Annotated in this window: 23 protein-coding genes and 1 riboswitch; of the genes, 13 read left to right on the forward strand and 10 right to left on the reverse strand. The window is 58.0% G+C overall.

What is annotated here, in order from left to right:
- Nucleotides 1-75 precede the first annotated feature (75 nt).
- Nucleotides 76-1578 carry a DNA recombination protein RmuC gene (locus ACESTR_RS13405; protein ID WP_373179366.1) on the reverse strand — a complete coding sequence of 501 codons (1503 nt, stop codon included), beginning with the start codon at nt 1576-1578 and terminating at the stop codon, nt 76-78.
- Nucleotides 1579-1758: 180 nt separating this feature from the next.
- Here ACESTR_RS13405 and ACESTR_RS13410 point away from each other — a divergent pair, with 180 nt between their 5' ends.
- The 4 genes from ACESTR_RS13410 to rpe all read left to right on the forward strand — a co-directional run bounded on the left by ACESTR_RS13410 (nt 1759) and on the right by rpe (nt 6032).
- A complete protein-coding gene (locus tag ACESTR_RS13410) occupies nt 1759-3327 on the forward strand; it encodes a DUF4836 family protein (protein WP_337758198.1) in 1569 nt (522 codons plus the stop codon).
- Between the two features lie 67 nt (nt 3328-3394).
- Nucleotides 3395-4042: an ATP-binding cassette domain-containing protein gene (locus tag ACESTR_RS13415; RefSeq protein WP_009596981.1), complete on the forward strand. Its 648-nt coding sequence runs from the start codon at nt 3395-3397 to the stop codon at nt 4040-4042.
- Nucleotides 4039-5235, forward strand: coding sequence for an ABC transporter permease (locus ACESTR_RS13420; protein WP_195290199.1), 1197 nt, complete (start codon nt 4039-4041; stop codon nt 5233-5235). The genes ACESTR_RS13415 and ACESTR_RS13420 overlap by 4 nt, the downstream gene beginning before the upstream one ends.
- Before the next feature lie 146 nt (nt 5236-5381).
- Entirely contained in the window at nt 5382-6032 is a 651-nt protein-coding gene (gene rpe / locus ACESTR_RS13425; RefSeq protein ID WP_009596956.1) for a ribulose-phosphate 3-epimerase, read from the forward strand.
- On the opposite strand, the gene ACESTR_RS13430 is transcribed toward rpe, so the two are convergent.
- Complete coding sequence (locus tag ACESTR_RS13430; protein WP_195290201.1) at nt 6022-6582, reverse strand: HD domain-containing protein; 561 nt, start codon at nt 6580-6582, stop codon at nt 6022-6024. The two genes, rpe and ACESTR_RS13430, sit on opposite strands and share 11 nt — an antisense overlap.
- 155 nt (nt 6583-6737) lie before the next feature.
- On the opposite strand from ACESTR_RS13430, the gene abc-f reads away from it, so the two are divergent.
- The 4 genes from abc-f (at nt 6738) to ACESTR_RS13450 (ending at nt 11835) form a co-directional block, all read left to right on the forward strand.
- A complete protein-coding gene (gene abc-f / locus ACESTR_RS13435) occupies nt 6738-8723 on the forward strand; it encodes a ribosomal protection-like ABC-F family protein (protein WP_278973459.1) in 1986 nt (661 codons plus the stop codon).
- Nucleotides 8724-8785: 62 nt separating this feature from the next.
- The gene (gene rlmB / locus ACESTR_RS13440) at nt 8786-9517 is read left to right on the forward strand and encodes a 23S rRNA (guanosine(2251)-2'-O)-methyltransferase RlmB (protein ID WP_009596975.1); all 732 of its coding nucleotides are present in this window, start codon (nt 8786-8788) and stop codon (nt 9515-9517) included.
- A 30-nt stretch (nt 9518-9547) separates the two neighbouring features.
- Nucleotides 9548-11266: a DUF4153 domain-containing protein gene (locus tag ACESTR_RS13445; protein WP_279182902.1), complete on the forward strand. Its 1719-nt coding sequence runs from the start codon at nt 9548-9550 to the stop codon at nt 11264-11266.
- On the forward strand, nt 11263-11835 hold the full coding sequence (locus ACESTR_RS13450; RefSeq protein ID WP_009596985.1) for a M48 family metallopeptidase: 573 nt from the start codon (nt 11263-11265) through the stop codon (nt 11833-11835). Before ACESTR_RS13445 ends, ACESTR_RS13450 begins: the two co-directional genes overlap by 4 nt.
- Nucleotides 11836-11847: 12 nt before the next feature.
- Here the strand turns inward: ACESTR_RS13450 and pgtP are convergent, their stop codons facing one another.
- Entirely contained in the window at nt 11848-13236 is a 1389-nt protein-coding gene (gene pgtP, locus ACESTR_RS13455) for a phosphoglycerate transporter protein PgtP (protein WP_039939796.1), read from the reverse strand.
- A 210-nt stretch (nt 13237-13446) separates the two neighbouring features.
- A complete protein-coding gene (locus ACESTR_RS13460) occupies nt 13447-15027 on the reverse strand; it encodes a glycerol-3-phosphate dehydrogenase/oxidase (protein WP_009596940.1) in 1581 nt (526 codons plus the stop codon).
- Nucleotides 15028-15219: 192 nt separating this feature from the next.
- On the opposite strand from ACESTR_RS13460, the gene ACESTR_RS13465 reads away from it, so the two are divergent.
- Nucleotides 15220-16014 carry a DeoR/GlpR family DNA-binding transcription regulator gene (locus ACESTR_RS13465; protein ID WP_009596954.1) on the forward strand — a complete coding sequence of 265 codons (795 nt, stop codon included), beginning with the start codon at nt 15220-15222 and terminating at the stop codon, nt 16012-16014.
- Nucleotides 16015-16121: 107 nt separating this feature from the next.
- Here the strand turns inward: ACESTR_RS13465 and ACESTR_RS13470 are convergent, their stop codons facing one another.
- Entirely contained in the window at nt 16122-16877 is a 756-nt protein-coding gene (locus tag ACESTR_RS13470) for a response regulator transcription factor (RefSeq protein WP_009596947.1), read from the reverse strand.
- Between the two features lie 91 nt (nt 16878-16968).
- Between ACESTR_RS13470 and ACESTR_RS13475 the strand changes: the two genes are divergently transcribed.
- Nucleotides 16969-17619: a DUF1349 domain-containing protein gene (locus ACESTR_RS13475; RefSeq protein WP_014776065.1), complete on the forward strand. Its 651-nt coding sequence runs from the start codon at nt 16969-16971 to the stop codon at nt 17617-17619.
- Nucleotides 17620-17703: 84 nt separating this feature from the next.
- On the opposite strand, the gene ACESTR_RS13480 is transcribed toward ACESTR_RS13475, so the two are convergent.
- A complete protein-coding gene (locus ACESTR_RS13480; protein WP_195559864.1) occupies nt 17704-18468 on the reverse strand; it encodes a glycerophosphodiester phosphodiesterase family protein in 765 nt (254 codons plus the stop codon).
- A 266-nt stretch (nt 18469-18734) separates the two neighbouring features.
- On the opposite strand from ACESTR_RS13480, the gene galK reads away from it, so the two are divergent.
- Entirely contained in the window at nt 18735-19865 is a 1131-nt protein-coding gene (galK, locus tag ACESTR_RS13485; protein ID WP_014776067.1) for a galactokinase, read from the forward strand.
- A gap of 68 nt (nt 19866-19933) precedes the next feature.
- Here galK and ACESTR_RS13490 read toward each other — a convergent pair whose 3' ends face one another.
- The 4 genes from ACESTR_RS13490 to fabD all read right to left on the reverse strand — a co-directional run bounded on the left by ACESTR_RS13490 (nt 19934) and on the right by fabD (nt 24215).
- Nucleotides 19934-21379 (reverse strand): CehA/McbA family metallohydrolase, encoded by a 1446-nt coding sequence (locus ACESTR_RS13490; RefSeq protein WP_278714201.1) that lies wholly within the window; start codon nt 21377-21379, stop codon nt 19934-19936.
- A 38-nt stretch (nt 21380-21417) separates the two neighbouring features.
- Nucleotides 21418-21939: a GNAT family N-acetyltransferase gene (locus ACESTR_RS13495; protein ID WP_009596967.1), complete on the reverse strand. Its 522-nt coding sequence runs from the start codon at nt 21937-21939 to the stop codon at nt 21418-21420.
- Nucleotides 21939-23168, reverse strand: coding sequence for an ROK family transcriptional regulator (locus tag ACESTR_RS13500; protein WP_009596990.1), 1230 nt, complete (start codon nt 23166-23168; stop codon nt 21939-21941). The genes ACESTR_RS13495 and ACESTR_RS13500 overlap by 1 nt, the downstream gene beginning before the upstream one ends.
- A 165-nt stretch (nt 23169-23333) precedes the next feature.
- Nucleotides 23334-24215, reverse strand: a complete 882-nt coding sequence (fabD, locus tag ACESTR_RS13505) for an ACP S-malonyltransferase (protein ID WP_009596955.1) — start codon at nt 24213-24215, stop codon at nt 23334-23336.
- 72 nt (nt 24216-24287) lie between these two features.
- A riboswitch (cobalamin riboswitch) is annotated at nt 24288-24464 on the forward strand.
- Nucleotides 24465-24654: 190 nt separating this feature from the next.
- Here fabD and ACESTR_RS13510 point away from each other — a divergent pair.
- Both ACESTR_RS13510 and ACESTR_RS13515 read left to right on the forward strand, forming a co-directional pair.
- Nucleotides 24655-25365, forward strand: coding sequence for a DUF4465 domain-containing protein (locus ACESTR_RS13510; protein WP_009596984.1), 711 nt, complete (start codon nt 24655-24657; stop codon nt 25363-25365).
- A 140-nt stretch (nt 25366-25505) separates the two neighbouring features.
- Nucleotides 25506-26234 carry a DUF4465 domain-containing protein gene (locus tag ACESTR_RS13515; protein ID WP_009596974.1) on the forward strand — a complete coding sequence of 243 codons (729 nt, stop codon included), beginning with the start codon at nt 25506-25508 and terminating at the stop codon, nt 26232-26234.
- Nucleotides 26235-26425: the final 191 nt, after the last annotated feature.

Below are 26425 nucleotides of genomic sequence, written 5' to 3' on the forward strand. Positions count from 1 at the left end.
TTCGGAACGAATCCGCAAATATTTTTCTTTCAAAACGAAAATTATTGGTTTCGGAAAGCAAGTTTTGCCGGAGGGCTATTGCGCCGTCGTATCGGTCGCAGCGGCTTTCACCGCGGATTTTGCAGCAGTTTCCGCCGCGGATTTTGCAGCAGTTTCCGCCGCGGATTCCGTTGCGGAGAGGGCCGCCGGGTCTTCGTCGGCTCCGGCGATTTCGAGCGTGCGGGCCGAATGGCGTTTCTTGGTTTGCAGGCTCGCCGTTTTGCGCAGCCGTTCCCCGACGCGGACGATGTTGTCGTTGCCCGTGCAAAGCCGCTTGTGGGCGTCTTCGTATGCGTCGCGGGCCTTGTCGAGCGCGGTGCCGACCCCTTCGAGTGAAGAGGTGAAGGCTACCAGCTGTTCGTAGAGTTTCAGTCCGCAGGCGGCGATCTCCTTGGTGTTCTTGTCCTGATCGTTGTATTTCCAGAGGTCGGCCACCAGCTTGAGCAGGGCGAAGAGGTTCGTCGGCGAGGAGACGATGACTTTCCGGTCGTAGGCGTCCGCCCAGATCGCCGGATCGTTCTGCAGGGCGGCGAGGAATGCCGGTTCGTTGGGTATGAACATGATGACGAAGTCGGGCGAGTTGAGCCGCCGCTGGTACTCCTTGCGGCCCAGCTCGGCGACGTGCTGGCGCACCGAGGCCACGTGCGCCGCGAGGTGACGGCGGCGCTCCTCCTCGCTTTCGGCCGAGGTGTAGCCGACGAACGCCGTGAGCGAAACCTTCGAGTCGATGACGATGTCCTTCTTTTCGGGCAGGTGCAGCACTACGTCGGGGCGCAGGTTGCGGCCCTCCTCGTCCTTGATGTTGTATTGGGTCTGGTAATGTATGCCTTTGATGAGGGCCGAGCTGTCGAGGATGGTTTCGAGCAGCATCTCGCCCCAGTCTCCCTGCACCTTCGAGTTGCCTTTCAGCGCGTTGGTGAGGTTGGTCGTCTCGGCCGTGATGCGGCGGTTCAGCTCCATGAGGTTTTTCAGCTCGGCTTTCAGCTCGCCCCGCTGCGAGGTCTGCGTGGTGTAGATCTCTTCGACCCGCTTGCGGAAGTCGGTGATGTTGTCGCGGAAGGGTTTCAGCAGACTGTCGATCTGCTCCTGACTGGTTTGGCGGAAGCGCACCGAGTGTTCGCCCAAAATTTCGGTCGCGAGGTTTTTGAACTGCGCCCGGAAGGTCTCCTCCAGCTTTTCGCGCTCGGCCTTCTCGGCCGCACGCTCCTCGGCGTTTTTCGCCCGCAGCGACGCGAGTTCAGTCTCGGACGAGGCCCGGAGCGCCGCCAACTCCGCTTCGGTGCGGGTCCGCTGTTCGGTCAGTGCTTGTGCCTGCGCTTCGTACCGCTGGCGAAGCTCCCTTTCGGCCGACACGGCCTGCTCGGCTGCGGCCAGCCGGGCTTCGGCGGCCGAAAGACGGGCGGCGGCGCGTTCGCGCGCTTCGGCGTCGGCGTTCGACGCGCCGAGACGGCGGGATTCCCGGTGCCAGAGCAGCAGGACGATGGCGAGGATGGCTGTCAGGCAGCAGGTTGTCAGTGTGAAAAGCGAGGTCGGGGTCATGGCTTGTGCGGTAATCTATTCCATGCAAAAATAGCAATTTATTCCCGGAAAACGAGCCGTTCGGAGCGCATGCGGAATATTTTGGCGCCGAATGCGAATTTATTTGCCTGAAACAGCGTGCGGTTTGCCGATTTTTTATAGTTTTGTTCCTTAATCGGATTCATTTTAAATTTGAAGCATATGAAGAATTTCTTACGACCTTTGAAGCTGGTCTGCCTTGCGGCGGCGTCCATGCTGATTGTTTCCTGCGGCAGCGGCGCGGATTACCGCAGCATCCTGCCCGCAGACTCGTTTATGACCGTGTCGGTCAATCCCGCATCGCTGATGCAGAAGTGCGAAGCCGGCGATTTGGACCAGCATCCGCTTTATGTCCGGATCAAGGCCGAACTGGATAAAGACCAGAACCTCTCCGCCGAGGAGAAGGAGTACCTGCTCGCCTTGCTGAAGAATCCGGGCGAATCGGGTATCGACGTGAAAAAGGATTTCTTCTTCTTTGCGGCGATGGAAGGCACTGTCGATGCTCCCGTTATGCGGGGCGGTCTGCTGCTGCCGATCGGCGACAAGGCCAAATTCGACGCTCTGCTTGCGCGGATCAACGAAAAGAGCGGTGTCGCGCCCGAAACCAAGGGCGGCGTTTCGGTCGTCGATCTGGGTAAAGAGGGCGATGCCGGCGTTTTGTGCGCCTACAACGACATCGCGTTCATGGTCTATTTCGTGCAGAACGGCGTTGACGATCTGGCCGGCGACGTGCGCAAGCTGTTCGCCCAGCAGAGCGGCGAGAGCCTGATGGGCGACAAGGCCGTTGCGGAGCAGCTCGCCCGGAAGAACGACATCAACATGGTGCTTTCGTACGGTGAGATACTCCCCATGATGAACAATCCGATGCTCAGCTCGATGCCCATGATGGATGCGCTGAAGGGGACGACGATGGTCGGTTCGGTCAATTTCGAGAAGGGCCGGATCGTTACGGAGGCCGCCGTGTCGTACAAGGACAAGGAGAGCGAAGCCAAGATGATGGATTTCTACGCCTATGTCAAGCCCCAGACCGGAGCGCTGCTGCGCTATGTGCCGGCCGCTTCGATCGGCGCGATGTCGCTGGGACTCAACGGCGAAAAGCTCTATTCGATGCTCTCGGCGATGCCCGGTTACGGCATGCTGATGGCAAATCCGATGGTCAAGCAGGTGATGGAACCCTTCGACGGCGACTTCCTGCTTTCCTTCTCAGGAATGGGCATCGACGGCAAATATCCCGTGGCGTCGATGCTGGCGCAGGTGAAAGATCCTGCCGTGCTGCAGACGATCGTCACCAACATGGCCGGCATGCCGGTTCAGCAGACCGCCGAGGGTGAATACACGTTGAACATGGGCGGCGTGACGATCCTGTTCGGCGTGAAGGGCGACGTGCTCTACTGCACGACCGACGCGGTCGTGAAGATGGCGCTCGACGGCGGCGAAATCGCGTCGATGGAGTCGATGGATAAGATTTTCAAAGGTCAGTCCTCGACCTTCTACCTCGATTTCGAGGGGCTGAACGCGATGATCGCCCAACTGCTCGGCGGCAATGTCACTCCGCAGGCGGAAGCGGCGCTCTCCGTGCTCGGCATGTTCGACGACATGGAAGCCTATGGTACGATGAAGGGCGGCACGATGATCGTAAACATGGTGGACAAGGAGCAGAACTCGTTCAAGACCATTTGCGGCAAGACCGGCGAGCTGATTCGTCAGTACGTGCCGGAAGCGAATTTGTAATATCCGTGGAAACAGAGAAAAGCGGCCGTCCTCGAAGAACGGCCGCTTTTCCTGAAACAGATGATGTATGGAGTCGATTACTTTGCAGCAGGTGCTGCCTGACGCCTTTGCGGGCAATCCGGAGCCGCCGAAATCGGACTTGTGGCTGCATGACGTGACATTCCGCAAGGGGGAGTATTATCTGGTCGAAGCCGCTTCGGGAACCGGAAAGTCTTCGTTGTGCAGTTTTCTGTACGGGGCCAGAACCGACTATGCGGGCCGCATCCTGTTCGACGCTGCGGACTGCCGGACGCTTTCCGTGGCGCAGTGGGGCGAACTGCGCCGCCGGTCGCTGAGCATGCTCTTTCAGGACCTGCGTCTGTTCGGGGAGCTGACCGTGGCGGAGAATCTCGCGCTGAAGAACGAACTTACCCACTTTTTGACACCGGACCGGATCGAGCGCCTGCTCGAAGCTGCGGGGATCGCCGGCAAGCGGGATACTCCGGCCGGGAAGCTCTCGTTCGGGCAGCAGCAGCGCGTCGCATTCATCCGCTGTTTGTGCCAGCCCTTCGATTTCATCCTGCTCGACGAGCCGGTGAGCCATCTCGACGCCGCCAACGGGGAGGTGCTCTCTGCGTTGCTGCTGGAGGGCGCGCAGGCGCAGGGAGCGGGAGTGATCGTCACCTCGGTCGGCAGCCGGCTCCGGCTGCCGTACCATAAAATCTTTACGTTATGAGGTTGCTTTGGAAATTGCTGCGCTGTCATCTGAGCATGGCCCAGACCGTCGGATTCACCCTCGCCGGATTGGTCGGCATGGCGATCGTGCTGACGGCTTTGCAGGCATACCGCGACGTCCTGCCGGTTTTCGACCGGCCCGATTCGTTCATGCGGGGCGATTATCTGGTGCTGTCGAAGCAGGTCGGGGCGCTTCAGGCGATCGGTCTGGGCAGCAGCGACTTTACGGCTGAAGAGCTGGCCGACCTGCGGGCGCAGCCCTTCGTGCGCGAAGCCGGGGCCTTCACGCCTGCCGATTACCGGATAAAGGGAACGGTCGGCATGGGCGGCGTGGAGCTTTCGACCTACCTGTTTTTCGAGTCGGTGCCCGACCGCTTCCTCGACGTCGGGGCAGAAAATTGGGATTACAAGGCCGGGGACAGGGATATTCCCATCATCATTCCGCGCAACTACCTGAACCTCTATAATTACGGATTCGCCCGGTCGCAGGGACTGCCGCAGATATCGGAAGGCATCTTCCGCCGGGTCTCACTCGGCATCGAGATTGCGGGTAACGGACATCGGGAGCAGTTCCGCGGGCGGATCGTCGGGTTGTCCAACCGTTTGAATACGATTCTGGTGCCCGATGCGTTCATCCGCTGGTCGAACGGGCGCTTCGGGAGCGGAGCCGCGAAACAGCCGGCGCGGATTATCGTCGAGACCGACCGTCCGGTCGATGCGGCCGTGACGGATTACCTCGCCCGCAAGGGCTATGAAGCCGAGGGGGACCGCCGGGACGACGGCAGGGCGGCCCGCTTCCTGCGGATCGCCGCGGGCGGCGTGGCCGGCGTGGGACTGGTGTTCAGTGCGATGTCGTTCTATATCCTGATGCTGAGTATCTTCCTGCTGTTGCAGAAGAACAGCGGCAAAATGGAGAACCTGCTCCTGCTGGGATATGCCCCCTCCCGTGTGGCGCGGCCCTATCAGCTGCTGACGCTCGGACTGAATTTGGGCGTGCTGTGCGTGGCTCTGCTGGCGGTGTGGCTGGTGCGTCTCTGCTATTTGCCCTCGCTGGCCGCCCTGCAGGAGGGTTACCGGCCTGCGGGATTGGGGCTTACGGTTTTGTGCGGCGTTGCGCTTGCGCTTCTGCTTTCGTTGTTCAACGGGGCGGCGATCCGCCGGAAAATCAATAGCCTGAATCGGGTGAGGCGCTGAGGCGCGGCAGTCCGGGCGGTTTGTCCGGAAACGCATGGCCGCAGAGCCTGCCGAATTGTATATTCCGCGGCGCAATCCCGCTCCGGAGTGCGGGAATCCGCGAAAAATGACTATCTTTGTCTGTAGAACACGATATTAACCGAGCAATGAACAGAATAGTAGCACCTTCGATGCTGTCGGCCGATTTCGGCCACTTGGAGCGCGATACGCAGATGATCGACCGCAGTGCGGCCGAATGGGTCCATATAGACGTGATGGACGGCGTTTTCGTGCCGAATATCTCTTTCGGATTTCCCGTGCTGAAAGCCATTCGCAAGGCGACGGCGAAGTGTCTCGACGTGCATCTGATGATCGTCGAGCCGGAACGTTACGTGGCGCGCTTCGCCGAGGCGGGCGCCGACGTGGTGACGTTCCATTACGAAGCCACCTACAACCCCAAGGGATGTATCGAAATGATCCGCAACGCGGGTGCAAAGGTGGGGGTGTCGATCAAGCCGGCCACTTCGGTCGAGGTGTTGCGCGACATTCTGCCGCAGATCGATCTGGTGCTGATCATGAGCGTCGAACCCGGTTTCGGCGGGCAGGCGTTCATTCCCGCGTCGCTCGAAAAGATCGCGCAGCTGCGCGCATTGGCCGACGAGCTGGGGACGGAAACGATCATCGAGGTGGACGGCGGCATTTCGTCGCACAACGCGCACGAGGTTTTCGGAGCGGGCGCCGACGTGCTGGTGGCCGGCAACGCCGTGTTCGGGGCCGAGGACCCGCAGGCCGAGATCGTGAAGATGCTCAACGCCTGACGTGCCGTCCGGTCTCTTCGTCGAGTAGCAGCCGCAGATCGCTTAGCAGCGCTCCGTCGTCGAAGTATTCGCTTCCGTAGGTGAGGTTGAATGCGTAATCGAATCCGGCGGGATTGGCGCCCTGATTGTGCTGGATGATCGTTTCGGCCTTGTCGAGGGCCTTCACCCAGCGTGCCTCCGGCGTCTGGCAGGCTTCGTACTCTTCCCATATTTCCCGTATCGTGGCTCCCGCTTCCGGCGGGAGCAGTCGTGTCAGCCGCTCCATGGCCGCCAGTTCCGAGGCGGCTTTGACTCCGGGCGCGGTCTGCGCAATGGCCGGAACGTCGCCGTCGAAGGCTTCGCCCAGATCGTGAATCAGACACATCAGCACCACCCGTTGCATGTCCAGTTCGGGCCGCTCGCCGGTCAGCACGGCGGCCAGCAGCGCCAGCCGCCACGAGTGTTCGGCCGTGCTTTCGTGCCGTCCTTCCGAGGTGTAGGCGGTGCGCAGGACGTTTTTCAGCCGTTCGGCTTCGCGGATAAACTGCAGGTATCGGATCAATTTTTCCATGGCAGGACTTCGTTTCGGATTTCAAAGATAGCGAAAACCGGGAGACAGGGCCAATTCATTTTCGGGCTTCTCCGGGGAGTATCCTATCTTAGGACTTGCAAAGATAGCGATATGTCGGATTAAATCATTAACTTTGCGGTGATTTTACAGACACCATGATTTCGTTAGACAACCTTACTGTAAGCTACGGGGGCTGGACCCTCTTCGACAATATCTCATTTCTGATCAACCCGAAGGACCGCATCGGTCTGGTGGGCCGCAACGGTGCGGGAAAAACCACGCTGCTGCGCATCATCACGGGCGAACAGCAGCCCACGTCGGGTCATGTGACCCTGAACGGCGAATGTACGATCGGCTATCTGCCGCAGACGATGCGCGTGGCCGACACCACGACGCTGGCCGAAGAGACGGCCAAAGCCTTCGATGAGGTGCTGCGGCTGGAGGCGGAAATCGCTTCCCTGACGCGCGAGATCGCCGAACGCACCGATTACGAAAGCGCCGGATACGAACAGCTGCTGCATCGTCTGAACGACGCGCAGGACCACTACCATATCCTCGGAGGCGACACCCGCGAAGCCGACATCGAAAAGACGCTGCTGGGCCTCGGATTCAAGCGCACGGATTTCGGCCGCGCCACGAGCGAGTTTTCGGGCGGCTGGCGCATGCGTATCGAGCTGGCGAAACTGCTGCTGCGCCGTCCTTCGATCTTTCTGCTGGACGAGCCGACCAACCACCTCGACATCGAGTCGATCCAATGGCTGGAGGAGTACCTGAAAAACTACAACGGGGCGGTGCTGCTCATCTCGCACGACCGCGCTTTTCTGGATAACGTGACCAACCGCACGGTCGAGCTGTCGCTGGGCAAGGTTACCGACTACAAGGTCTCCTATTCGAAATACGTCGTGCTGCGTGCCGAGCGCCGGGCGCAGCAGATGGCCGCTTACGAGAATCAGCAGCGGATGATCGAAAAGACCGAAGAGTTCATCGAGAAGTTCCGCTATAAACCCACCAAGTCGAATCAGGTGCAGTCGCGCATCAAGCAGCTGGAGCGGCTGGAGCGGCTCGAAATCGAGGAGGAGGATCTTTCGACGCTCAACATCAAATTCCCGCCTGCGCCCCGTTCGGGACAGATCGTAGCCGAGATCAACGAGGCTGGTATGTCGTTCGGGACGAAGCATGTCTTCAGCGGTGCGAATTTTATCATCGAAAAGGGCGACAAGATCGCGCTGGTAGGGCGCAACGGCGAGGGCAAGACCACGTTGGCGCGCATGCTGATCGGCCAGCTGACGCCGACCGAGGGTTCGGTGCGGCTCGGCGCCAACGTCAATATCGGTTACTATGCGCAGAATCAGGACGACCTGATGGACGGCGAATTCACGGTGTACGATACGCTCGACCGGGTGGCGGTGGGGGATATCCGCACCCGCCTGCGCGATATTCTGGGAGCGTTCCTGTTCCGCGGCGAAGACATCGACAAGAAGGTCAAGGTCCTGTCGGGCGGCGAGCGGGCGCGTCTGGCGATGGCCCGCATGATGCTCGAACCGCGCAACCTGCTGATTCTCGACGAGCCGACGAACCATATGGACATGCGTTCGAAGGACATCCTGAAGAACGCCATCATGAAGTACGACGGCACGGTCGTGGTCGTTTCGCACGACCGTGAATTTCTGGACGGCATGGTGCAGAAGGTCTACGAGTTCCGCGACGGCGGGGTGAAGGAGTATCTCGGCGGCATCTATTACTTCCTTGAAAAGCGCAAGCTGGAATCCCTGCAGGAGATCGAACGCCGCGACGCTCCGGCAAAACCGGCGGCGAATCCGGCGGCGAATCCCGCGGCGAAATCCGCCGCGCAGCCCGCTGCGAACAGGGACGCCGCGGCGTCGGGGAAACTGACCTACGAGCAGCGCAAGGAGCAGGAGAAGCAGCTCCGCAAACTGCGCCGGGCGGTCGAGACGGTCGAAGCGGAGCTGGCCGAAATCGAGAAGCAGATCGCGGCGTACGATGCGAAATTCGCCGCCGCGACCGAATACAACGAAGCCGATTACAAGGCTTACAACGACCTGAAAGCCCGCTACGACCACCAGATGCACGAGTGGGAGAAGGCGTCGTACGAACTTGAAATAGTCGAAGAGCAGGGATAGCCTGCTCGGCCGCGTTTCCGGTATTCGGGATAAGCGATTGAAAAACAGTAAATCATACGGATATGGACAATATCATTTTCGGGATACGTCCCGTGGCCGAAGCGATCGAGGCCGGAAAACAGATCGAAAAGCTCTACATCCGCAAGGGCGCCGAGGGGCAGTTGATGTCGGAGCTGAGAGACCTCTGCTTCCGGCATAAGGTGCGTGTGCAGGAGGTGCCGGTCGAGAAACTCAACCGCCTGACGCGCGGCAACCATCAGGGTGTCGTGGCGCAGATCTCGGCCATCGAATATGTCGGGCTGGCCGATATTCTGGAGCGCGTGCCCGAAGACGAAACGCCGCTGGTGGTGATTTTCGACGGGGTGACCGACGTCCGCAACTTCGGAGCCATCGCCCGCTCGGCCGAGTGCGCCGGGGCGCACGGGCTGATTACGCCGCTGAAGAATTCGGCGCCGGTGAACGCCGAGGCGATCCGCTCGTCGGCGGGGGCGCTGACGGCGATTCCGGTCTGTCGCGTGGGTTCGATCCGCAATACGGTCAAACTGCTGCAAACCGAGGGATTCCAGATCGTCGCCGCGACCGAGAAGAGCCGCAAACTGCTTTACGACGCCGATTTCCGCAAGCCGACGGCTTTGGTGATGGGCGCCGAGGATACGGGCATCTCGAAAGAGGTGCTGAAACTCTGCGACGAGCAGCTGGCGATTCCGCTGATCGGCCATATCGAGTCGCTGAACGTCTCGGCGGCCGCCGCCGTGATGCTGTTCGAAGCGGTGCGCCAGCGAATTGCCGAATAATTCATCGAACCGTATAATTGACCGAAGACCATGAAAGCGAAACTGGAACGTTATCTGCGCTGGCTCCGGGAGGGGTTTCTGCAGATGCTGCGCCTGCATCCCGTCGAGAGCGCGCTTACTGTATACGCCTGCGCCGGATGCCTGCTCACCTATGAGTTGGATTGGGACCACTCCCTTCCGAAACTGGCCCTCGCGGCGTTGTTTTTCGCCGTCGCGCTGGTCGTCAATAACCTTGCGGGCCGCGGCCCGTGGCGGCGCGTCTACTGGGTAAGCTGGACACCGATCGTCCCGCTGTCGCTCTGGGGAGGACTCGAAGCGTGGATAGTCTCGGAGCCGGCTTTCCTGACCTTCGGCATACTGGTCCCGCTGGCGCTGCTGATGTGCCGCCGCGCCGTGCACAACGAACGTTTCGTCTGCGACGCGCTTTTGTGGCTGCGGTCGGGCGTGCTGGCGGTGTTCTTCGCCAATGTCGCCCTCGGACTGTTCGGGGCGATTCTCTTCTCCACGACCTATATCTTCGGGCTGGAGGGGGCGTGGATCGACCATGTGTGGACCTATGCGCTGATCGTTTTCGAGACCTTCGCCGTGCCGGTACTCTTCCTGATGATGGCGGACCGCTGGCGGGAAGCCGGGTACGAGAGCAACCGCATTCTCGAAATCCTGCTCAACTACATCGTCGCTCCGGCGCTGCTGATCTATACGGCCATTCTCTACCTCTATATGGCCAAAATCCTCGTTACGTGGTCGCTGCCCGAAGGCGGCGTCGCCTATCTCGTGTTCGGATTCACGCTTTTCGCGCTGGCCGAGAAGGCGCTGCAGTTCCTGATGCGGAAGCGGCTTTACGACTGGTTTTTCGACCGGTTCAGCCTGATCTCGCTGCCGACGCAGCTCCTGTTCTGGGTCGGTGCGATTCGCCGTACGAGCGAATACGGGCTTACCTCGCCGCGTATCTACCTGCTTGTCTGCGGCGGTCTGATGACCCTTTGCGTGGTGCTGTTCCTCTCCCGGCGCGCGGGACGCTATATGTATGTCTGCCTGACGGCTTTCGCGGTCTTCGCGGCGTTCGCTTACGTGCCGTCGCTCGAACCCGAACGGCTGGCCGTGCGCTCGCAGGTCGGCCGCGCCGTCCGCATTGCGGAATCCCTCGGACGGCTCGGCAACGACGGGCGTTTGATCCTGACCCCCGTGCCGCCGGCCGACAGCGTATATCGGGAGGCGTATCACGGACTTTATGAATCGCTGAAGTTCGTCGAGAGGCGCGATACTGCGGTCTTTGCCCGGTTCGGGACCGAACTTGACGAGTTTGCCGCAATATTCCCGGAGCGGATGCGCAGCTACGTGAGGTGGGGTTGCGATTACTGCAATTCATATTGCGTCAATAATATCATCGAACTGGAAGCGCCCGTCAATGCCCGGTTCGAGGTAAATGCCGAATATCCGCATTACTATATGAATCTTCGGGGCTGGAGCGACTGCAGCTATCATTTCGGTGGCGATACGCTCCGGCTGTTTCTGGGCGAGGAGCGTGCCGTGCACCGGATTCCCTGCCGGGAACTGCTCGAACGCCAGCTGAAAGAGAGCGGATTCGAACCCTCCGAAGGGTGTGAGCCGACGTCCGATCAACTGTTGCGGCTGCTGGACTACCGCGACGACCGTTGCCGGATTCTGTTCGAGAATATCAAGTTGGAACGTACGGATTCGGCCGTTGTAATACAGGGACTGTCGATCAATGCCGTGCTGATGCGATGATTTCGACCGTGACGCATCCCCGGCTGGGCGAGGTGACTCTTTCCCGGACGCGGCGCGCACGCCGTATCTCGATCAGCGTGCGCGGTACGGGGGCCGTGCGGGTCTCTTTTCCGTACGGCGTTTCGGTCCGCAGGGCCATGGAGTTCCTCGACCTGAAGGCCGACTGGGTCGAGCAGGCCCGCGTGCGTATGGCGGCCCGGATGCCTGTGGAACCCCCGCTTCCGCCCGCCGAGGCCAAAGCCCGCATCGAAGAGCTGCGCCGCGCCGCCAAAGCCGATCTCCCGGCGCGTATCGAGCGGCTGTCGCAGCTGACGGGGCTGAAATACGCCAAACTCACGATTCGGGCTTCGCGTACCAAGTGGGGGAGTTGTTCGGGGCGTAATACCATTTCGCTGAGCCTTTTTCTGATGACCCTGCCCGAACACCTGCGCGATTACGTGATCGTCCACGAACTCTGCCATACCGTCCACCACAACCATTCGCCGCGTTTCCATGCGCTCGTGGACCGCATGGTCGGGGGCAATGAAAAAGCCCTTAACCGTGAGTTAAGGGCTTTCGCAATCCGTTGAGCCTCGGCAGTCCTATTTCTGGCCGAGTATCTCCTTTTCACCCTTGTAGGTGAACGCCATGAATACGATCGAGAGGAAGCAGGCCGCGATGAGCAGGATAAACGTCCAGTCCCAGCCTGCGGCTTCGGCCACGGAGCCGATCACGATATTGGCCAGAATGGCCGTGCCGAGGAAGTAACCGAAGAATCCGGTCAGTCCGGCGGCCGTTCCCGCCGCGTTTTTCGGAGCGAGGTCGAGCGCCTGCACGCCGATGAGCATTACCGGACCGTAGATGAAAAATCCGATGGCGATCAGCGACATGGTGACGATGAAATAGTTCGACGAGAACTGCCAGTAGAGGAAGATGAATACCGCGACGATCGCCATGAAGAGGATCGTGGGAACGGCGCGCCGTCCGTGGAATACCTTGTCGCTCAGCCAGCCGCAGATCAGCGTGCCGGGAATGGCGGCGAACTCGTAGGCGAAGTAGGCCCAGCCGGCCTGCTTGATGTCGTAACCCTGCGCGTCGCGGAGGTAGGTCGGGGCCCAGTCGAGACATCCGTAGCGTACCATGTAGACGAAAGCGTTGGCGATGGCGATGAACCACAGCAGTTTGTTGTTCAGGACGTATTTGAAGAAGATTTCGCGGGTCGTGAGCACTTCCTCCTGCTTGGCGCTGTAATTTTTCGGGTAGTCGTTGCGCCATTTCTCCACCGAGGGAAGGCTGCACGACTGCGGCGTGTCGCGGATGAGCACGTAGGCGAGGATGGCGATGAAGATCGCGACGACCGCCGGGAAAAGATAGGTTCCTATCAGGAAATAGAGTTCTGTGTGGCTGCCGCAGAACCATGAGCCGAACCAGATGGCGCCGTAGACGGCCATCGGGCCGACCAAAGCCCCGCCCACGTTGTGGGCGCAGTTCCAGATCGACATCTTCGTGCCGCGCTCCTTGATCGAGAACCAGTGGGTCATGACGCGGCCGCACGGAGGCCAGCCCATTCCGTTGAACCAGCCCACGAGGAAGTTCAGGACCGCCATGATGAAAATGGCCAGCCGCTTGTGCTCCGGGCCGAGCAGCGTAACCGGAACGATCATGAACATCATCGACAGGGCGGCCAGCACCAGTCCCAGCGGCAGGAATACGCGCGCGTTGCTGCGGTCGGAGACACTTCCCATCAGGAATTTGGACAGGGCGTAGGACACGGCGTTCATTGCCAGCACGATGCTCAGTTCGCTCTGGTCAAAGCCGAGCAGGGCGAGCTCCGGGATCGCCATCGAGAAATTTTTCCGGACGATGTAGAATCCGGCGTACCCGATGAAGATGCCGAGAAACACCTGCAGACGCATGCGTTTGTATTTCGCATCGACCTTGTCGGCCTCCATTTCCGGTTTATAGGCAGGGGGTTGAAGAATTTTCCACATAATTGACGTGGGGCTCGACGCAGGAACCCGATTGAGTTGAAGTTGGTATTGGTTCATTCATGGCGACGTGCGTCCCTGCGTCGGACCCGCGTCGGGGCGTTCGGCTACGCCCGGTCATTTTCCAAATCCTCCCGAATCCCTCCTCGCGGAGAGGAGAAATTCGGGATTCTTCGGATTTGTTCCCTATAAAAGTTGTTTCGTTCGTTCGGTCTAAGCCTCGGCTTCTCCTGCAAAGATATAAGTTTTCGCCAATTCCGTGAAATCTTTTACCTGCCCGTCGATCCATGCCTGATCGCGTCCGAGTTCCTTGGCCATGAGCTGAGCCACCTTCGGAGCCGCGGCCATCGCTTCGCGGGCGTCGACGAAGAGCAGGCGTACGCGGCGCGAAAGCACGTCTTCGACCGTCATGGCCATCTCTTCGCGCACGGCCCAGAGTACTTCGGCATAGGTGTAGCCGTACTTCGGCGAGAGTTTTTCGCCCAATTCAGGCTGCTGCTTGATAAGCTCCAGAATCTTCGGCTCGTCGCTGCCGTATACGTACATGTGGTCCGTCAGATCGGGATTCTTGCGGTAACCGTGGATGTGCAGTTTCTTGGTGACGCACTTGCGGGCCGGAAGTTTCGCGACTTCGATCGCCTTGTCCACCGTGTCCTCGGCCATCAGACGGTACGAGGTCCACTTGCCGCCCGTGATCGTAACCAGACCGTTGTCCGATACGATGATCTTGTGGCTGCGCGAAATCTCCTTCGTGTTCTTGCCCTCCTTCTTGGGCGCCGCCAGCGGACGCTGGCCCGCGAAGACCGAAAGAATATCCTTGTAGGTCGGAGCCGGGTTCATGTAGAGTCCCGCCGTGCCGAGGATGAAGTCGATCTCCTCCTTGAGCGGGCGCGGGTCTTCCTCTGCCTTGGGACGCACGATGTCCGTGGTGCCGACGACGACTTTGTCGTGCCAAGGCACGGCGAACAGCACGCGGCCGTCCGAGGTCTTGGGAACCATGATTGCGTAGTCGCTCTGCAGGAACTTCATGTCGAGTACGATATGCACGCCCTGACTCGGCGTCACCATTCTGCGGTGTGTCGGGCTGTCCATGTGCATGATGTCGTCCACGAAGCAGCCGGCGGCGTTTACGACGCTGCGCGCTTTGAGCGTGTGCTCCTCGCCGGTGAGGTTGTCCACGAACTTCACGCCTGCGGCGCGGCCCGCCGCGTCATGCACGATGCCCGTGACGGTAGCCTGATTGACGACCGTGCCGCCGTTTTCGACGCAGGTCTGCGCGAGGTTCACGGCCATACGCGAGTCGTCGAACTGTCCGTCGTGGTACACCACGCCGCCTTTCAGTCCCTTCTCGACCGAAGTCGGGATGTATTTCATTACCTTTTTCGCCGAAATGTATTTCGAACGTCCGTAGCCGAAACCGAACGAAAGCATGTCGTAGAAGGTCAGACCGCAGAAATAAAGAAAATTATCCCAATACCTGTAGTTCGAGATCACGAAGGCTTGGTCTTTCACCAGATGGGGGGCGTTCGCCTTCATGCGGCCGCGTTCGCGCAGCGCTTCGAGCACCAGCATGACGTCGCCCTTCTGCAGGTAGCGGACGCCGCCGTGTACGAGCTTGGTACTGCGGCTCGAAGTGCATTTCGCAAAGTCGGTTTTTTCGAGCAGCGCCACGCTCATGCCGCGCGTCGCGGCATCGACGGCGACGCCGAGACCCGTTGCGCCTCCGCCGACCACGACGATATCCCAAACTTTGTCTTTTTCGGATAGTTTTTTGATTTGTGCAAGTCTTTCCATAGTTAGTGAATTTCGTTTCGCAACAAAATTACATATGATTTTTTGTATTTCAAAATAAAATATGTTTTATTTCATAATATTCCGTTTCGATATGCTTCCTTTGCGCAAGAATGGTTATTTCTTCTGCCCGTTCCGGCGGATTTCGAATTATTTTTCTTATCTTGCATTACGAAACGATTAAACTTTACTCACATGAACAAATCCGGCGAAGAGACTATTTTGAGCCTTCCGGAACGTCATAACCGGATTCTTGCGCTGCTTCAGCAGAACGGCTCCATCTCCGTGGCCCAACTGGCCGAACTGTTCAAGGTCTCGGAGGTCACCATCCGCAAAGACCTCTCCTATCTCGAACAACAGAAAAAATTGTACCGAACTCACGGCAGTGCGATTCTGATCAGTCCCTATATTAGCGACCGCCATGTCAATGAGAAGGAAAAAAAGAACGTCGCGGAGAAGCGGGCCATCGGCGCCAAGGCCGCCAGCCTGATCGCGCAGGACGATTCGATCATCATCGCGTCGGGAACCACCATGGCGTTTCTGGCGCGCGAAATAAAGCCCGTAGGCCATCTGACCGTCATTACGGCGGCGGTGCCCGTCACTTCGATCCTTTCGCAGGACGCCAACATCGACGTGATTCAGCTCGGCGGCATCACCCGCAGCAGTTCGGTGTCGGTCGTAGGGCCTTTCGCCGAGCAGATGCTCCGCCACTTCAATTGCAGCAAGCTGTTCGTGGGCGTGGACGGCATCGATCTGGAATTCGGCCTTACGACGACCAACATGCTCGAAGCGACGCTCAACGGGGCGATGATGAACGCCGCCCAGAAAGTGATCGTGCTGGCCGACAGTTCGAAGTTCGGCCGTCGCGGCTTCAGCAAGATCTGCGATCTGGAGGCCGTAGATCGCATCATCACCGACAGCGGCATTCAGCCCCTTTACCTCGAACGGCTCCGCGAGCGCGGAATCGAGGTGATCGTGGTCGATGCGTGACGAGCCTTTCGGCAACTTTTCCATGATCGTATGATTCGTTAAAACAAAAAACAACCGTGATTTTCACGGTTGTTTTTTGTTGTGTTTGAAGAACGCTTGATGGAGTTTCAGGAGATAAGGTGCATATATTCGGCGATTCGGCATGCTTCGATCGAAGTGTCGGCCTTCAGTTTGCTCAGGATGTTCTGGCGGTGGCGGTTGACGGTATGGATGCTGATGGAGAGCAGTATGGCTATCTCTTTGCTCATTTTGCCGGCACTGATTAATTGCAGGACCTCCTTCTCCCGGTCCGACAGCAGGTTGTCGGACCGGCGTGTTTCGGGTGATATTATTTCGCCCGTGGCAGAATTGACGAACGTGTAATCCGGCTGAACCGTGCAGACCGAGTCGTAGAGACAGAGCGCCATGCGCAGGCTGCCGTTCGGGGTGCTGCCGATGTAGAACATGCGGTGGCGGATCGGGACGTAGATGTCTGTTGCATCACGCATGCGAATTTGCCCGGAGACATAGTAGTTGACTCGCTCCGCAATCGGGATTTCTTGCAGGAATCCGAAAAAGCGGAGTTCCTGCGTGTGTTTTTCCAGCAGGTCGTCGGGATGTATTCGGTCGAAGATTTTTTCTTCCCAGATCGAAGCAATCGTTTCTTCGGTAGTGTGTTCGGCTAGCCCCAGCCGGACCGCGGTTCTGCCGTTGTAAATACGGCTCGTATTCGATTGCAGGTCACTCAACACGGCCAATGCGTTTTCTGTCCGCACGTATGCAAGTGCCGTCTGCCTGCACTCCTCCCATAGGAGGGCTTCGGAGTGTTCGTCGTCGAAATTCTGACGTAGTAGTTTTTCGTTCAGTGTGCTTACGATATTCATAGTTTGGGAATGGTTACTAATCAGTATTGCTCCGGTCGTTGGGATGCCGTACCTTTGCAAAGGTAATTTAATCATCAAAAAATCCGAACATATGAGGAAAATACTTTTGGCTTGCTTGGCTTTGGCGGTTGCAGAAGTCACATGCGCCCAGAGTCTTGAAAAGATTCAATGGTTCAACGAGCCGGAACGGTGGACGGCCGAGGACGGAATTCTTACGATGCAGGTTCCGCCGCATTGCGACTACTGGCGGGTTTCACATTACGGTTTCACGGTTGACGACGCTCCGTTCTGTTATGCGACCTATGGCGGGGAGTTCGAAGCGAAAGTGAAAGTGACGGGTGATTACAAAACCCGTTTCGATCAAGCGGGACTGATGCTGCGCATCGATGCCGAGAATTATATTAAGGCGGGCGTCGAATTCGTTGACGGAAAATTCAACCTCAGTACTGTCGTGACTCATGGAACCAGCGATTGGAGCATCATTCCGCAGGATGGAGCGGTTCCGTTTGTGTGGATCAAGGCCGTACGGCGGCTCGATGCCGTGGAGATATTCTATTCGTTCGACGATAAGGAGTATGTGATGATGCGAAATGCATGGCTGCAGGACAACACCCCGGTTATGGTGGGGCTTATGGCTGCCAGTCCCGATGGAGAGGGATTCGAAGCGAAGTTCGAAAACTTTTCTGTAAAACATCTGCCCGATATGCGGCGAATGGAATGGTTGAAGCGGAATGCCGAATAAGGCGGACGGGCTGGAAGTTGGCTCGTAAAACAAGAACGGTCCGGGAAAATCGGACCGCTCTTGTTGTATATAAGGCCACAATTGTTATTTCAGCAGCGCCTGCAGGCGTTCGGGATAGTCGGTGGTGATGTAGTCCACGCCGAGGTCGATGAAGTAGCGCATGTCCTCCTCCGTGTCCACGGTCCAGACGTTGACTTCGAGGCCCTCTTTGTGGGCCTGCTCCACCCACTTGGGATTTTTGCGGAGCACGCTCATCGAGTAGTCGATACCGGTCAGGCCGAGTTTTTTGATGCTGCGGGGAGCCAGATCGCCGTTGAGGTAGAAGATGCGGCCGTCGGGCATCAGCTTCTTGAACGCAAGACAGGCATTGATCGAGAAGGCGATGATGTCCGTGCGGTCGAGCAGGTTGTATTTGCGCAGGGCTTTGACGATCTTTTCAGTTGCGAGATCCTCGCGCTTGAGGTCCGAAAGCGACTTCATTTCGAGGATCAGGCGCGTATTGGGCTTGGTGGCTACCAAACGCAGGTAGGCGTCGAGCGTCGGAATGTTCTCGCCGTTGGGGAGCACGATCGAGGTGATCTCCTTGAGCGTCGATTTCTCCATATTGATGTCGGTGCCCTTGTAGACGCGGTCGTGGTTGACGATCAGCTTGTCGTCGGCCGTGAGCCATACGTCGATTTCCGAGCCGAAAACGCCGACCGAATCGGCCTTCGTGAACGAAGCCAGTGAGTTCTGGGCCGAATTGGGGGCGGTCCAATAGCCGCGGTGCGAAATTACTTTGGGTTGTGCGGCGACCGCGGCGCTTCCGGTGAGGAGCATGGCGGCTGCAAGGATGAGTTTTTTCGTCATATCGTTTGAAATGTTGGTTGAGTGCTTATAAAACGAAACTTTCACAAAGTTAGAAAACATTTCCGGAATAACAAGCTGAAAGCCCTGCAAAGCGTAATTTTTCGTAATGATCGGCCGCTTTGGTCTCTTTCGGTGCATTTTGAAACGAAACTGAAAATGACGAATAGATGGATTTTTCGGTCGGAAAATGCTGGAAATTCAGGATTTTTTTTCTATCTTCGTATGATGCAGAGACGATTTATTAACTTAAAAAACTTCAATAACCAATGAAAGAAAAAGTCAGTAAGAAGTTCGGAGAGCTTTACGGCTCCGGGGCTATCCTCTTCGCTTCGCCGGGTCGTATCAACCTGATCGGCGAGCACACGGATTACAACGGGGGCTTCGTTTTCCCCGGCGCCGTCGATAAGGGTATCGTCGCGGCCATCAAGCTCAACGGCACGGACAAGGTGCGCGCCTATGCGCTGGACCTCGGCGAAAGTGCGGAGTTCGGACTGGACGAGGCGGACAAACCCGCCCAGAGCTGGGCCTGTTACATCTTCGGCGTCTGCCGCGAGATTCAGAAGCGCGGCGGCAAGATCGGCGGCTTCGATACGGTATTCGCGGGCGACGTTCCGCTGGGCGCCGGCATGTCTTCGTCGGCGGCGCTCGAATCGACTTACGCTTTTGCGCTGAACGATCTCTACAGCTGCGGGATCGACAAATTTGAGCTGGCGAAGATCGGCCAGTCCACCGAACACAACTACTGCGGCGTGAACTGCGGCATCATGGACCAATTCGCTTCGGTGTTCGGCAAGAAGGGTAACCTGATCCGTCTGGACTGCCGCTCGCTGGAATATGCCTATTTCCCGTTCGATCCGAAAGGCTACAAACTCGTCCTGCTCGACTCGCGCGTGAAGCACGAGCTGGTGGGGTCGCCCTACAACGACCGCCGCGCGTCGTGCGAGCGCGTCGCCAAGATGCTCGGACAGGAGTTTCTGCGCGGAGCTACGATGGAGCAGCTCGACGCCATTAAGGATAAGATTTCCGAGGAGGATTACAAGCGCGCCCGCTATGTGATCGGCGAGGAGAAGCGCGTGCTCGACGTTTGCGAAGCGCTCGAAAAGGGCGATTACGAAACCGTCGGCAAACGCATGTACGAAACCCACTGGGGCATGTCGAAGGACTACGAGGTATCGTGCGAGGAGCTGGACTTCTTGGCGGAGGTCGCCGAGGCGTGCGGCGTCACGGGTTCGCGTATCATGGGCGGCGGCTTCGGCGGCTGCACGATCAATCTTGTGAAAGACGGGCTTTACGACAACTTCATCGCTACGGCCAAAGAGAAGTTCAACGCCAAGTACGGCCATGAACCCAAAGTCTATGAGGTGGTGATCTCCGACGGCTCGCGCCGGTTGGAGTAATTCCCTCGAAACCTATCAAGCAAAGGCCCCATCCGAAGATGGGGCCTTTTTATGTCGGTACGATCGTTTTATTCGGGCAGCAGGGACTGCGTGGTCAGCGGATGCTGGATATAAATGGGGTTGGTCAGGGCGATCATGCTGCCGTCCTCGGCGCGGAGTTCGGCCCGGACCCAGAGCGAACGCTCTGGAATGGGGACGACGACGGTGCCCGGCGCGATCGAAGTGTCGGAGAACCATCCCTGCTGGTCCGTCAGCCGCAGCCGGCCGGCGGTGTTGCTCCGGAACTCGGCCTGCATCCCGCCGCTGCGGAGCAGGGTGTCGCCGATGTCGGCATGCTGTACGGGCGTCGCCGAATTGCGGACCTGCATGCCGATCTCGGCCGAGGTGTCCCGCGCCACGTAGCTGCGGCCTGCGGCGATCGCGTCGATGACCGCCTCGGCGGAAAGCGCTTCGGCGCGGACGACCGTGTGGGGCGAGGCGATGTTGCCGCCGCGGTGGAAGTCGGTCGAAGCGACGGCGAATTTGCGGTTGCCGCCCACGAGCAGGGTATGCCATAATTCTACGGCCCGTTCGTTGGCGGGACTCCATGCGCTGTTCCAGACCTCGATGCCGTCCATCGGGGTTACGTCGTACAGGAAGTCGAGGTTGTAGGGGGGGGTGGCGACCAGCAGCCGTCCGGCCTTTCGGGCTTTGGCCACGACCTTGCGGTAGCGGAGCGTGTCGTTGTGGTGAATCCGGAAGTCGATCCATGCGTGCGGATCGAGACCGAAGATGTTCCAGTGTCCTTGTCCGTAGGTGACTTCCACGCCGTTGATCACGAGGAATTCCAGGTCCTGAACTTCGCCCCAGTGCAGGAGGGCCGAGGTGGTGTTGTGGTCGGTCGAAACGATGCCGTCGAGTCCCGAAGCCTTGCCGAGCGCGATGACTTCGGCCGGCGTCAGCCGTCCGTCCGAGTGGACCGTATGTACATGGGGGGCGATGCGGTACCAGCCGGGTTTGTCGTTCAATTGCGGAGCCGCGTACGACGGCGCGGGGAGTTTTTTTGCCCGCGGACCTTCCGTAAGGGTGATTTTCAGCGTCCAGTCGGTGGTGCGCCCTGCCGTCGTGGGCATCTGGATGACGGTCCACCGGCCCGGATTGATCCGTCCGGCGAGATAGCCGGGCGTGGCCTCCGTTTCGCCGATTTCGAAACTGCGGCGTGCGCCTCCCGACCAGCCGCGGAATCCCGGACCTTCGAATCCGGCTCCCCGCTCGTCGAAGATGCCGAGGTCCAGATTGCCCGGACGCGCTTCGCCCGAACCGAGATGCTGGGTTACGCTGATCTTTACGATGCCTTCGGGTACGGTGAACGAGGTGTAGACCGGAACATAGTATTGTCCGGGAGTAGCCTTGCCTGAGAAGGTGAGTTCATGGATTTTGGGTGCTTTGCCTGCGCCGAATGCGGCCGGGTGCGGCGTCAGCAGGCCCGATATTGCCAGCAGGAGCGCTGAAATCCGGATGCGGGTGTTTGTCATGGGTGGAGCGTTTATGGGGCGGATTGTATTGCGATCGTTTATTCGAGGATTTTTTGCAGCAGAATTTCATCGCCGTAGCCGCCCGGCCGCCATAGCCAGTCGCGTTTGATGCCGACTTCGGCGAATCCCGCTTTGGCGAAGAGTCTCCGGCTGGGGGCGTTGTCGGAACCGACGTTGCACCAGAGCTGGTGCAGGTTCAGCACCTCGCGGGCGTAACGGCATGCCGTCTCCACGGCATCCGACGCATAGCCTTTGCCGCGCAGCGCGTCGTCGTGGATCAGGATTCCGATGCCTGCCCGGCGGTTGATCGGGTCCAGCTCGAAAAAGTCGAGCGCCCCGACGGGGATGCCGCCGAGGGTTTCGATGACGAGCCGCTGCTGGCGGGTCTGAAAGATGTCGAACTGCTGTTCCTGAATGAACCGTTCGAGCGTGTGGCGCGAAAAGGGGGCCAGCGTGCCGCTGACGCTCCATACCGCCGTGTCGTTCTCCCAAGCGTACATCAGGTCGATGTCGCCCGGTTCCAAGGCTCGCAGCCGCGTTGTCCGGCCTTCGAGGTTCATCAGATGCCGATGATCTTGTTGCGGATAAGCATCGCCACGCCCCAAGCGTTGGCATTCTCGGTCATCTTCGATACGCGGAATTTGGTATCCTTGTAGACGAGGTTGAGCGAGTATTTGTTGGTCGCCGATTTGAGGGGCAGCATGATATAGTCGCCGGCCGCGGCCATGTTGCCGCCGACGATGACCGTTTCGGGATTGAACGTGTTGATGAGGAAGGCGACGGCCTTGCCGACCTTTTCGCCCGCTTCTTCGATCAGTTCGATCGAAAGGTTGTCGTCGTTCTTCGCCGCGGCGATGATGTCATCGATATGGATGCTCTTCTGCTTGTCGTACTTCTCCTTGAGGATCGTGTTCACGCCTCTTTCGATCAGGTGGCTCATCTTGTCCTCGATGGCGATGCCCGAAACCTCGGTTTCGAGACAGCCTTTTTTGCCGCACGAGCAGATGATTTCGTTGTCGAAGAACGGGATATGGCCGAACTCGCCTGCGAAGCCGCTTTTGCCGTAGTACAGCTGTCCGTCCACGACGATGCCGATGGCCACGCCGCGGCCCATGTGGAGGTAGAGCACGTTGCTCTCGTCCTTCGACTTGCCGCAGGTATACTCCGCGTAGCAGCGGGCGCGGGTGTCGTTTTCGAGCAGGACGCGGATGCCCACGCGCTCTTCGAGCAGGTCGCGCAGCGACTGTTCGCTGGTGGTGAAGTATTTGTAGCTGCGGCCCGTGTCGGGATTCACGCGGCCCGTCATGCAGACGCCGAGTCCCAGAATCTTGCCGCGGTCGATGCCGCAGGTGGCGATGAAGTTTTCGATGTTGGTGCAGATGCGTTCGATGCACTGCGGCCGGTCGAGCAGTTCGAACGTGTAGTCGTACTCCTCCTTGATGATGTTGTTCTGCAGGTCGGTGATCAGGAACGTCATGTTGTCGCGTCCGACGTTCACGCCCGCGAAATAGATAGCCGAGTTGGCGAGACCGAAGATGTTGGGACGGCGTCCGCCGGGGGTCTCTACCTTGCCCAGATCCGTGACGATGTTCTCATCGACCAGCTCCTGCACGAGTTTGGTGATTGTCGGCACGCTGATATGCAGCTCTTTGGTCAGCTCCGAAAGCGTGCATTCGCCGTTCACCGCCATGTGGGCGATGATGTTGCGCTTGATGATACTGTTCTTGTGTGAAATACCCTTCAGGGTATCGTCTTCGTGTTTGTTGAAAAATTCGGTGAGTGATGTCATCCGTGCTATCTCATTTTTAACTAAACCTTTGCAAATATAATAAGTATATTTAAAAAACACAACATGTTTTTAATAAAATTTAATAAATTTTGTTTCAAAAGTTTTTAAACGAAAAGGAACGGTCTGATTGTCAGACCATTCCTTTTGCCGCTGCGCCTTTTTATTTTATAGTGTCGATTTCGATTCGACCGTTGCTTCGGGGTTTACTTTCTTGATAAGCCCCTGAAGTACAGTGCCGGGGCCGAGTTCGGTGAACTCCGTCACGCCGTCGGCGAGCATGTTCTTCACGATGTAGGTCCAGCGTACCGGAGCCGTCAGCTGTGCGATCAGGTTCGCCTTGATCTGGGCGGGATCGGTATAGGGTTTTGCGTCCACGTTCTGGTATACGGGGCAGACGGGTGCTTGGAACGGCGCTTCGTTGATCGCCTTCTCCAGCTCCTGCTTGGCGGGCTCCATCAGCGGCGAGTGGAACGCTCCGCCCACGGGCAGACGCAGTGCGCGGCGGGCGCCTGCGGCTTTGGCTTTCTCGCAGGCGGCTTCAACAGCCTCTACGGCGCCTGAGATGACGAGCTGTCCGGGGCAGTTGTAATTGGCAGCCACGACCACGCCGTCGATCGACGCGCAGATATCCTCGACGGTCTTGTCGTCCAGACCGAGGATGGCGGCCATCGTGCCGGGCTGTGCCTCGCAGGCGGCCTGCATGGCCAGAGCACGTTTCGATACGAGTTTCAGGCCGTCTTCGAACGAGAGCGCTCCGGCGACGACCAGCGCCGAGAATTCGCCCAGCGAGTGTCCTGCAGCCGCATCGGGTTTTACGCCGAGCGCCTTGGCCATGATTACCGAGTGGAGGAATACGGCAGGCTGCGTTACCTTCGTCTGCTTCAGCTCCTCGTCCGTACCTGCGAACATGATGTCCGTGATGCGGAAACCGAGAATCTCGTTGGCTTTCTCGAACAGCTCCTTCGCTTCGGGTACGTTGTCGTAAAGGTCTTTGCCCATACCGACTGCTTGGGCACCCTGACCCGGAAATACGTATGCGTGTTTCATAATCTTTGCTTAAATTTTTTGTTAGCGACGGCAAAGATACGAATTTATTTCCTAACTTTGCACCGCAATGGTTCACAAAGGGCCGGGCAAGGCCCCGTGTGATTAAATGGGAATGCCGTGTAAATCGGCAGCAGTTCCCGCTGCTGTAAGTTCCGTCAATTGCCGCACACTCTTTAGCCACTGGCTCCGGCCGGGAAGGCGTAGCGGCAGGAACGAGCCAGAAGACCTGCCTTGCGTCTCCCGGTGGGAGAATTCTCGATTTTCGGACAGGCTCTGCGGAGAACGGAGCGCTTCGGACGGTGGCACTGGGTGTCGGACGTTTGTTGTGAAGGCGGCATATATAATAGGTATGCGCCGGGCTGTGTAAAACGGGGATTCGATTCCGGGAGTTCGGGACCGGATTTTTTTATTTTATACAGATAACTTAAACAAACGAAAGATGAAAAAACTTTTACTGATCGCTTTTGCGGCGCTTGCGTTCGCGGCCTGCTCGGACGATGACAAGACGCCGACCCCCCCCCATGTTGAAACAATAACTTTCAGTGATGCCGAACTTGGTGCTGACGGATACTTGTGGGGTAAGAAGCTGGCTACTGATGAGGATGGCTCGTTGGTGTTCGAAGGGGTTATTTATAAAGAAGGCAAGGCTTCCTTCCTGTCTTATTTTTCAGATTTCGGCGGCGTATGGGATACTTGGTGCAAGTTTGCCATATCCGGCTGCCATGATAAGGTGACCGAGGGGACAGATAATCAATTTAGTGTTTATACGACAGTCGATGACGGTCAGAATAAATTTGCGGTTGCATACGATATGAAGGGAATGGGCCCCGGATATACATTTAATCCTGCAGTTGAGTTTTCGACGCCTGTTTCTCCTGTTTCGGTTCGTGTTGCCAATAATACGTGGACCTATCTCCACCTTAAGGGTGATTATAGTGATTACAGCGTGTCGATTATTGGCTTCGACGGTGAAACCCAGACCGGAAAAGTTGATGTCCCCCTTGCTGCGAATAACAAAATCGTTGCAGATTGGAATACCGTGGGACTGGATAAATTGGGAGTGGTGACAAAAATAATTTTTTCTGTCGAGTGTAGTGACAAGATGGCTCCGACGTATTTCTGTATCGATGATCTTGTTTATTCGGAATAATTTTTATTTATAGAATCGTGATGAAAAATTTAGTTTGAATTTTTATAGCTGCTTGCATTTTTGCCGCCTGCTCGGACGATGACGGCCCCAAGACGCCGCCCGTCGAGTACGATGTGATCTCTTTCGAACCCGCGGAGGGGATGCTCGACTTCAAAGGCAACGCCGCTGCGCTCCGGACCGTGACGATCGTCGGAGAATGGGCCGGCGGCTCCTTCGACGATGTGTTGTGCGGCAGGGAATACATGAACGAAGAGGATGCCAACGGTAATTTTTTCGACGGACTCCTCTTCACGACTGCTGACCGAAAGATCGGTTTCGGCTCCTATTTTTGCGACATGTCGAAAAACCAGTTCGGAGCCTATGACACTTGGGGCGGTTTTGCGCTTTCGAAGAACTATTCGCAGACTCCGACGGCCGACGGGTCGCCAGATTACAAAGGGAGCCATTTTTCGGCGTGGACCAAGTCGGGAGCCAACAATACCGCGACATTCGCCCTCGCTTATTTCAACGATTACGGCGCTTATGATTACAATACGCCCAAGATCGAATTCAGCGAGAGGCGGGAAGTCGCCCATCTGTATATGGCCAACGCGACCGTAACGGGACAGTCCCAATCCTCCCTGAGCGATTACTGGTTCAAGGTTTCGGTGACCGGATATAGCGGAGGTGTCAAAGGAAAAACGATCGAGCAGGTGCTTATCAGCGGGAAATCCATCGTTTCCGATTGGGTGAAGGTCGATTGCTCGTCGCTCGGTGCTGTCGATGAACTGCGTTTCGGTGTGATGTCGAACGATGTGAGCGGCGGATTTCTGAATTGCCCCTCCTATTTCTGCATCGACGAGATCGCTTTGGTGAAACAGACGAAATAAGTTGAGCCGCGCTGTTTGGAGATTAGTACAGCTCAAACGAATTCCCCGTACGGACTGCCTTGCCGTACGGGGAATTTTATTTGTATGGGAGCGTCCAGATGCCGGGGCGAAATCCCGCCGGAAATCCGGGCCTCCGAAATGTGCGGATACGGTTTCGGGGGGGGGGGGGGGGGGGGGGGGGGGGGGGGGGG

Origin of the sequence: Alistipes sp. DJF_B185, assembly GCF_964250025.1 — a bacterium.
Lineage (GTDB): Bacteria > Bacteroidota > Bacteroidia > Bacteroidales > Rikenellaceae > Alistipes > Alistipes finegoldii.

Excerpts from the sequence above, each read along its gene's own strand:
- ACESTR_RS13405 (WP_373179366.1), bottom strand. The coding sequence starts at position 1,578 with ATGACCCCGACCTCGCTTTTCACACTGACAACCTGCTGCCTGACAGCC.
- galK (WP_014776067.1), top strand. The coding sequence starts at position 18,735 with ATGAAAGAAAAAGTCAGTAAGAAGTTCGGAGAGCTTTACGGCTCCGGG.
- ACESTR_RS13430 (WP_195290201.1), bottom strand. The coding sequence starts at position 6,582 with ATGGAAAAATTGATCCGATACCTGCAGTTTATCCGCGAAGCCGAACGG.
- rlmB (WP_009596975.1), top strand. The coding sequence starts at position 8,786 with ATGGACAATATCATTTTCGGGATACGTCCCGTGGCCGAAGCGATCGAG.
- ACESTR_RS13420 (WP_195290199.1), top strand. The coding sequence starts at position 4,039 with ATGAGGTTGCTTTGGAAATTGCTGCGCTGTCATCTGAGCATGGCCCAG.
- ACESTR_RS13490 (WP_278714201.1), bottom strand. The coding sequence starts at position 21,379 with ATGACAAACACCCGCATCCGGATTTCAGCGCTCCTGCTGGCAATATCG.
- ACESTR_RS13445 (WP_279182902.1), top strand. The coding sequence starts at position 9,548 with ATGAAAGCGAAACTGGAACGTTATCTGCGCTGGCTCCGGGAGGGGTTT.
- ACESTR_RS13495 (WP_009596967.1), bottom strand. The coding sequence starts at position 21,939 with ATGAACCTCGAAGGCCGGACAACGCGGCTGCGAGCCTTGGAACCGGGC.
- ACESTR_RS13470 (WP_009596947.1), bottom strand. The coding sequence starts at position 16,877 with ATGAATATCGTAAGCACACTGAACGAAAAACTACTACGTCAGAATTTC.
- ACESTR_RS13515 (WP_009596974.1), top strand. The coding sequence starts at position 25,506 with ATGCTCGACTTCAAAGGCAACGCCGCTGCGCTCCGGACCGTGACGATC.
- rpe (WP_009596956.1), top strand. The coding sequence starts at position 5,382 with ATGAACAGAATAGTAGCACCTTCGATGCTGTCGGCCGATTTCGGCCAC.
- ACESTR_RS13450 (WP_009596985.1), top strand. The coding sequence starts at position 11,263 with ATGATTTCGACCGTGACGCATCCCCGGCTGGGCGAGGTGACTCTTTCC.
- ACESTR_RS13410 (WP_337758198.1), top strand. The coding sequence starts at position 1,759 with ATGAAGAATTTCTTACGACCTTTGAAGCTGGTCTGCCTTGCGGCGGCG.
- ACESTR_RS13510 (WP_009596984.1), top strand. The coding sequence starts at position 24,655 with ATGAAAAAACTTTTACTGATCGCTTTTGCGGCGCTTGCGTTCGCGGCC.
- ACESTR_RS13475 (WP_014776065.1), top strand. The coding sequence starts at position 16,969 with ATGAGGAAAATACTTTTGGCTTGCTTGGCTTTGGCGGTTGCAGAAGTC.
- ACESTR_RS13480 (WP_195559864.1), bottom strand. The coding sequence starts at position 18,468 with ATGACGAAAAAACTCATCCTTGCAGCCGCCATGCTCCTCACCGGAAGC.
- ACESTR_RS13465 (WP_009596954.1), top strand. The coding sequence starts at position 15,220 with ATGAACAAATCCGGCGAAGAGACTATTTTGAGCCTTCCGGAACGTCAT.
- ACESTR_RS13460 (WP_009596940.1), bottom strand. The coding sequence starts at position 15,027 with ATGGAAAGACTTGCACAAATCAAAAAACTATCCGAAAAAGACAAAGTT.
- ACESTR_RS13415 (WP_009596981.1), top strand. The coding sequence starts at position 3,395 with ATGGAGTCGATTACTTTGCAGCAGGTGCTGCCTGACGCCTTTGCGGGC.
- abc-f (WP_278973459.1), top strand. The coding sequence starts at position 6,738 with ATGATTTCGTTAGACAACCTTACTGTAAGCTACGGGGGCTGGACCCTC.
- ACESTR_RS13500 (WP_009596990.1), bottom strand. The coding sequence starts at position 23,168 with ATGACATCACTCACCGAATTTTTCAACAAACACGAAGACGATACCCTG.
- pgtP (WP_039939796.1), bottom strand. The coding sequence starts at position 13,236 with ATGTGGAAAATTCTTCAACCCCCTGCCTATAAACCGGAAATGGAGGCC.
- fabD (WP_009596955.1), bottom strand. The coding sequence starts at position 24,215 with ATGAAACACGCATACGTATTTCCGGGTCAGGGTGCCCAAGCAGTCGGT.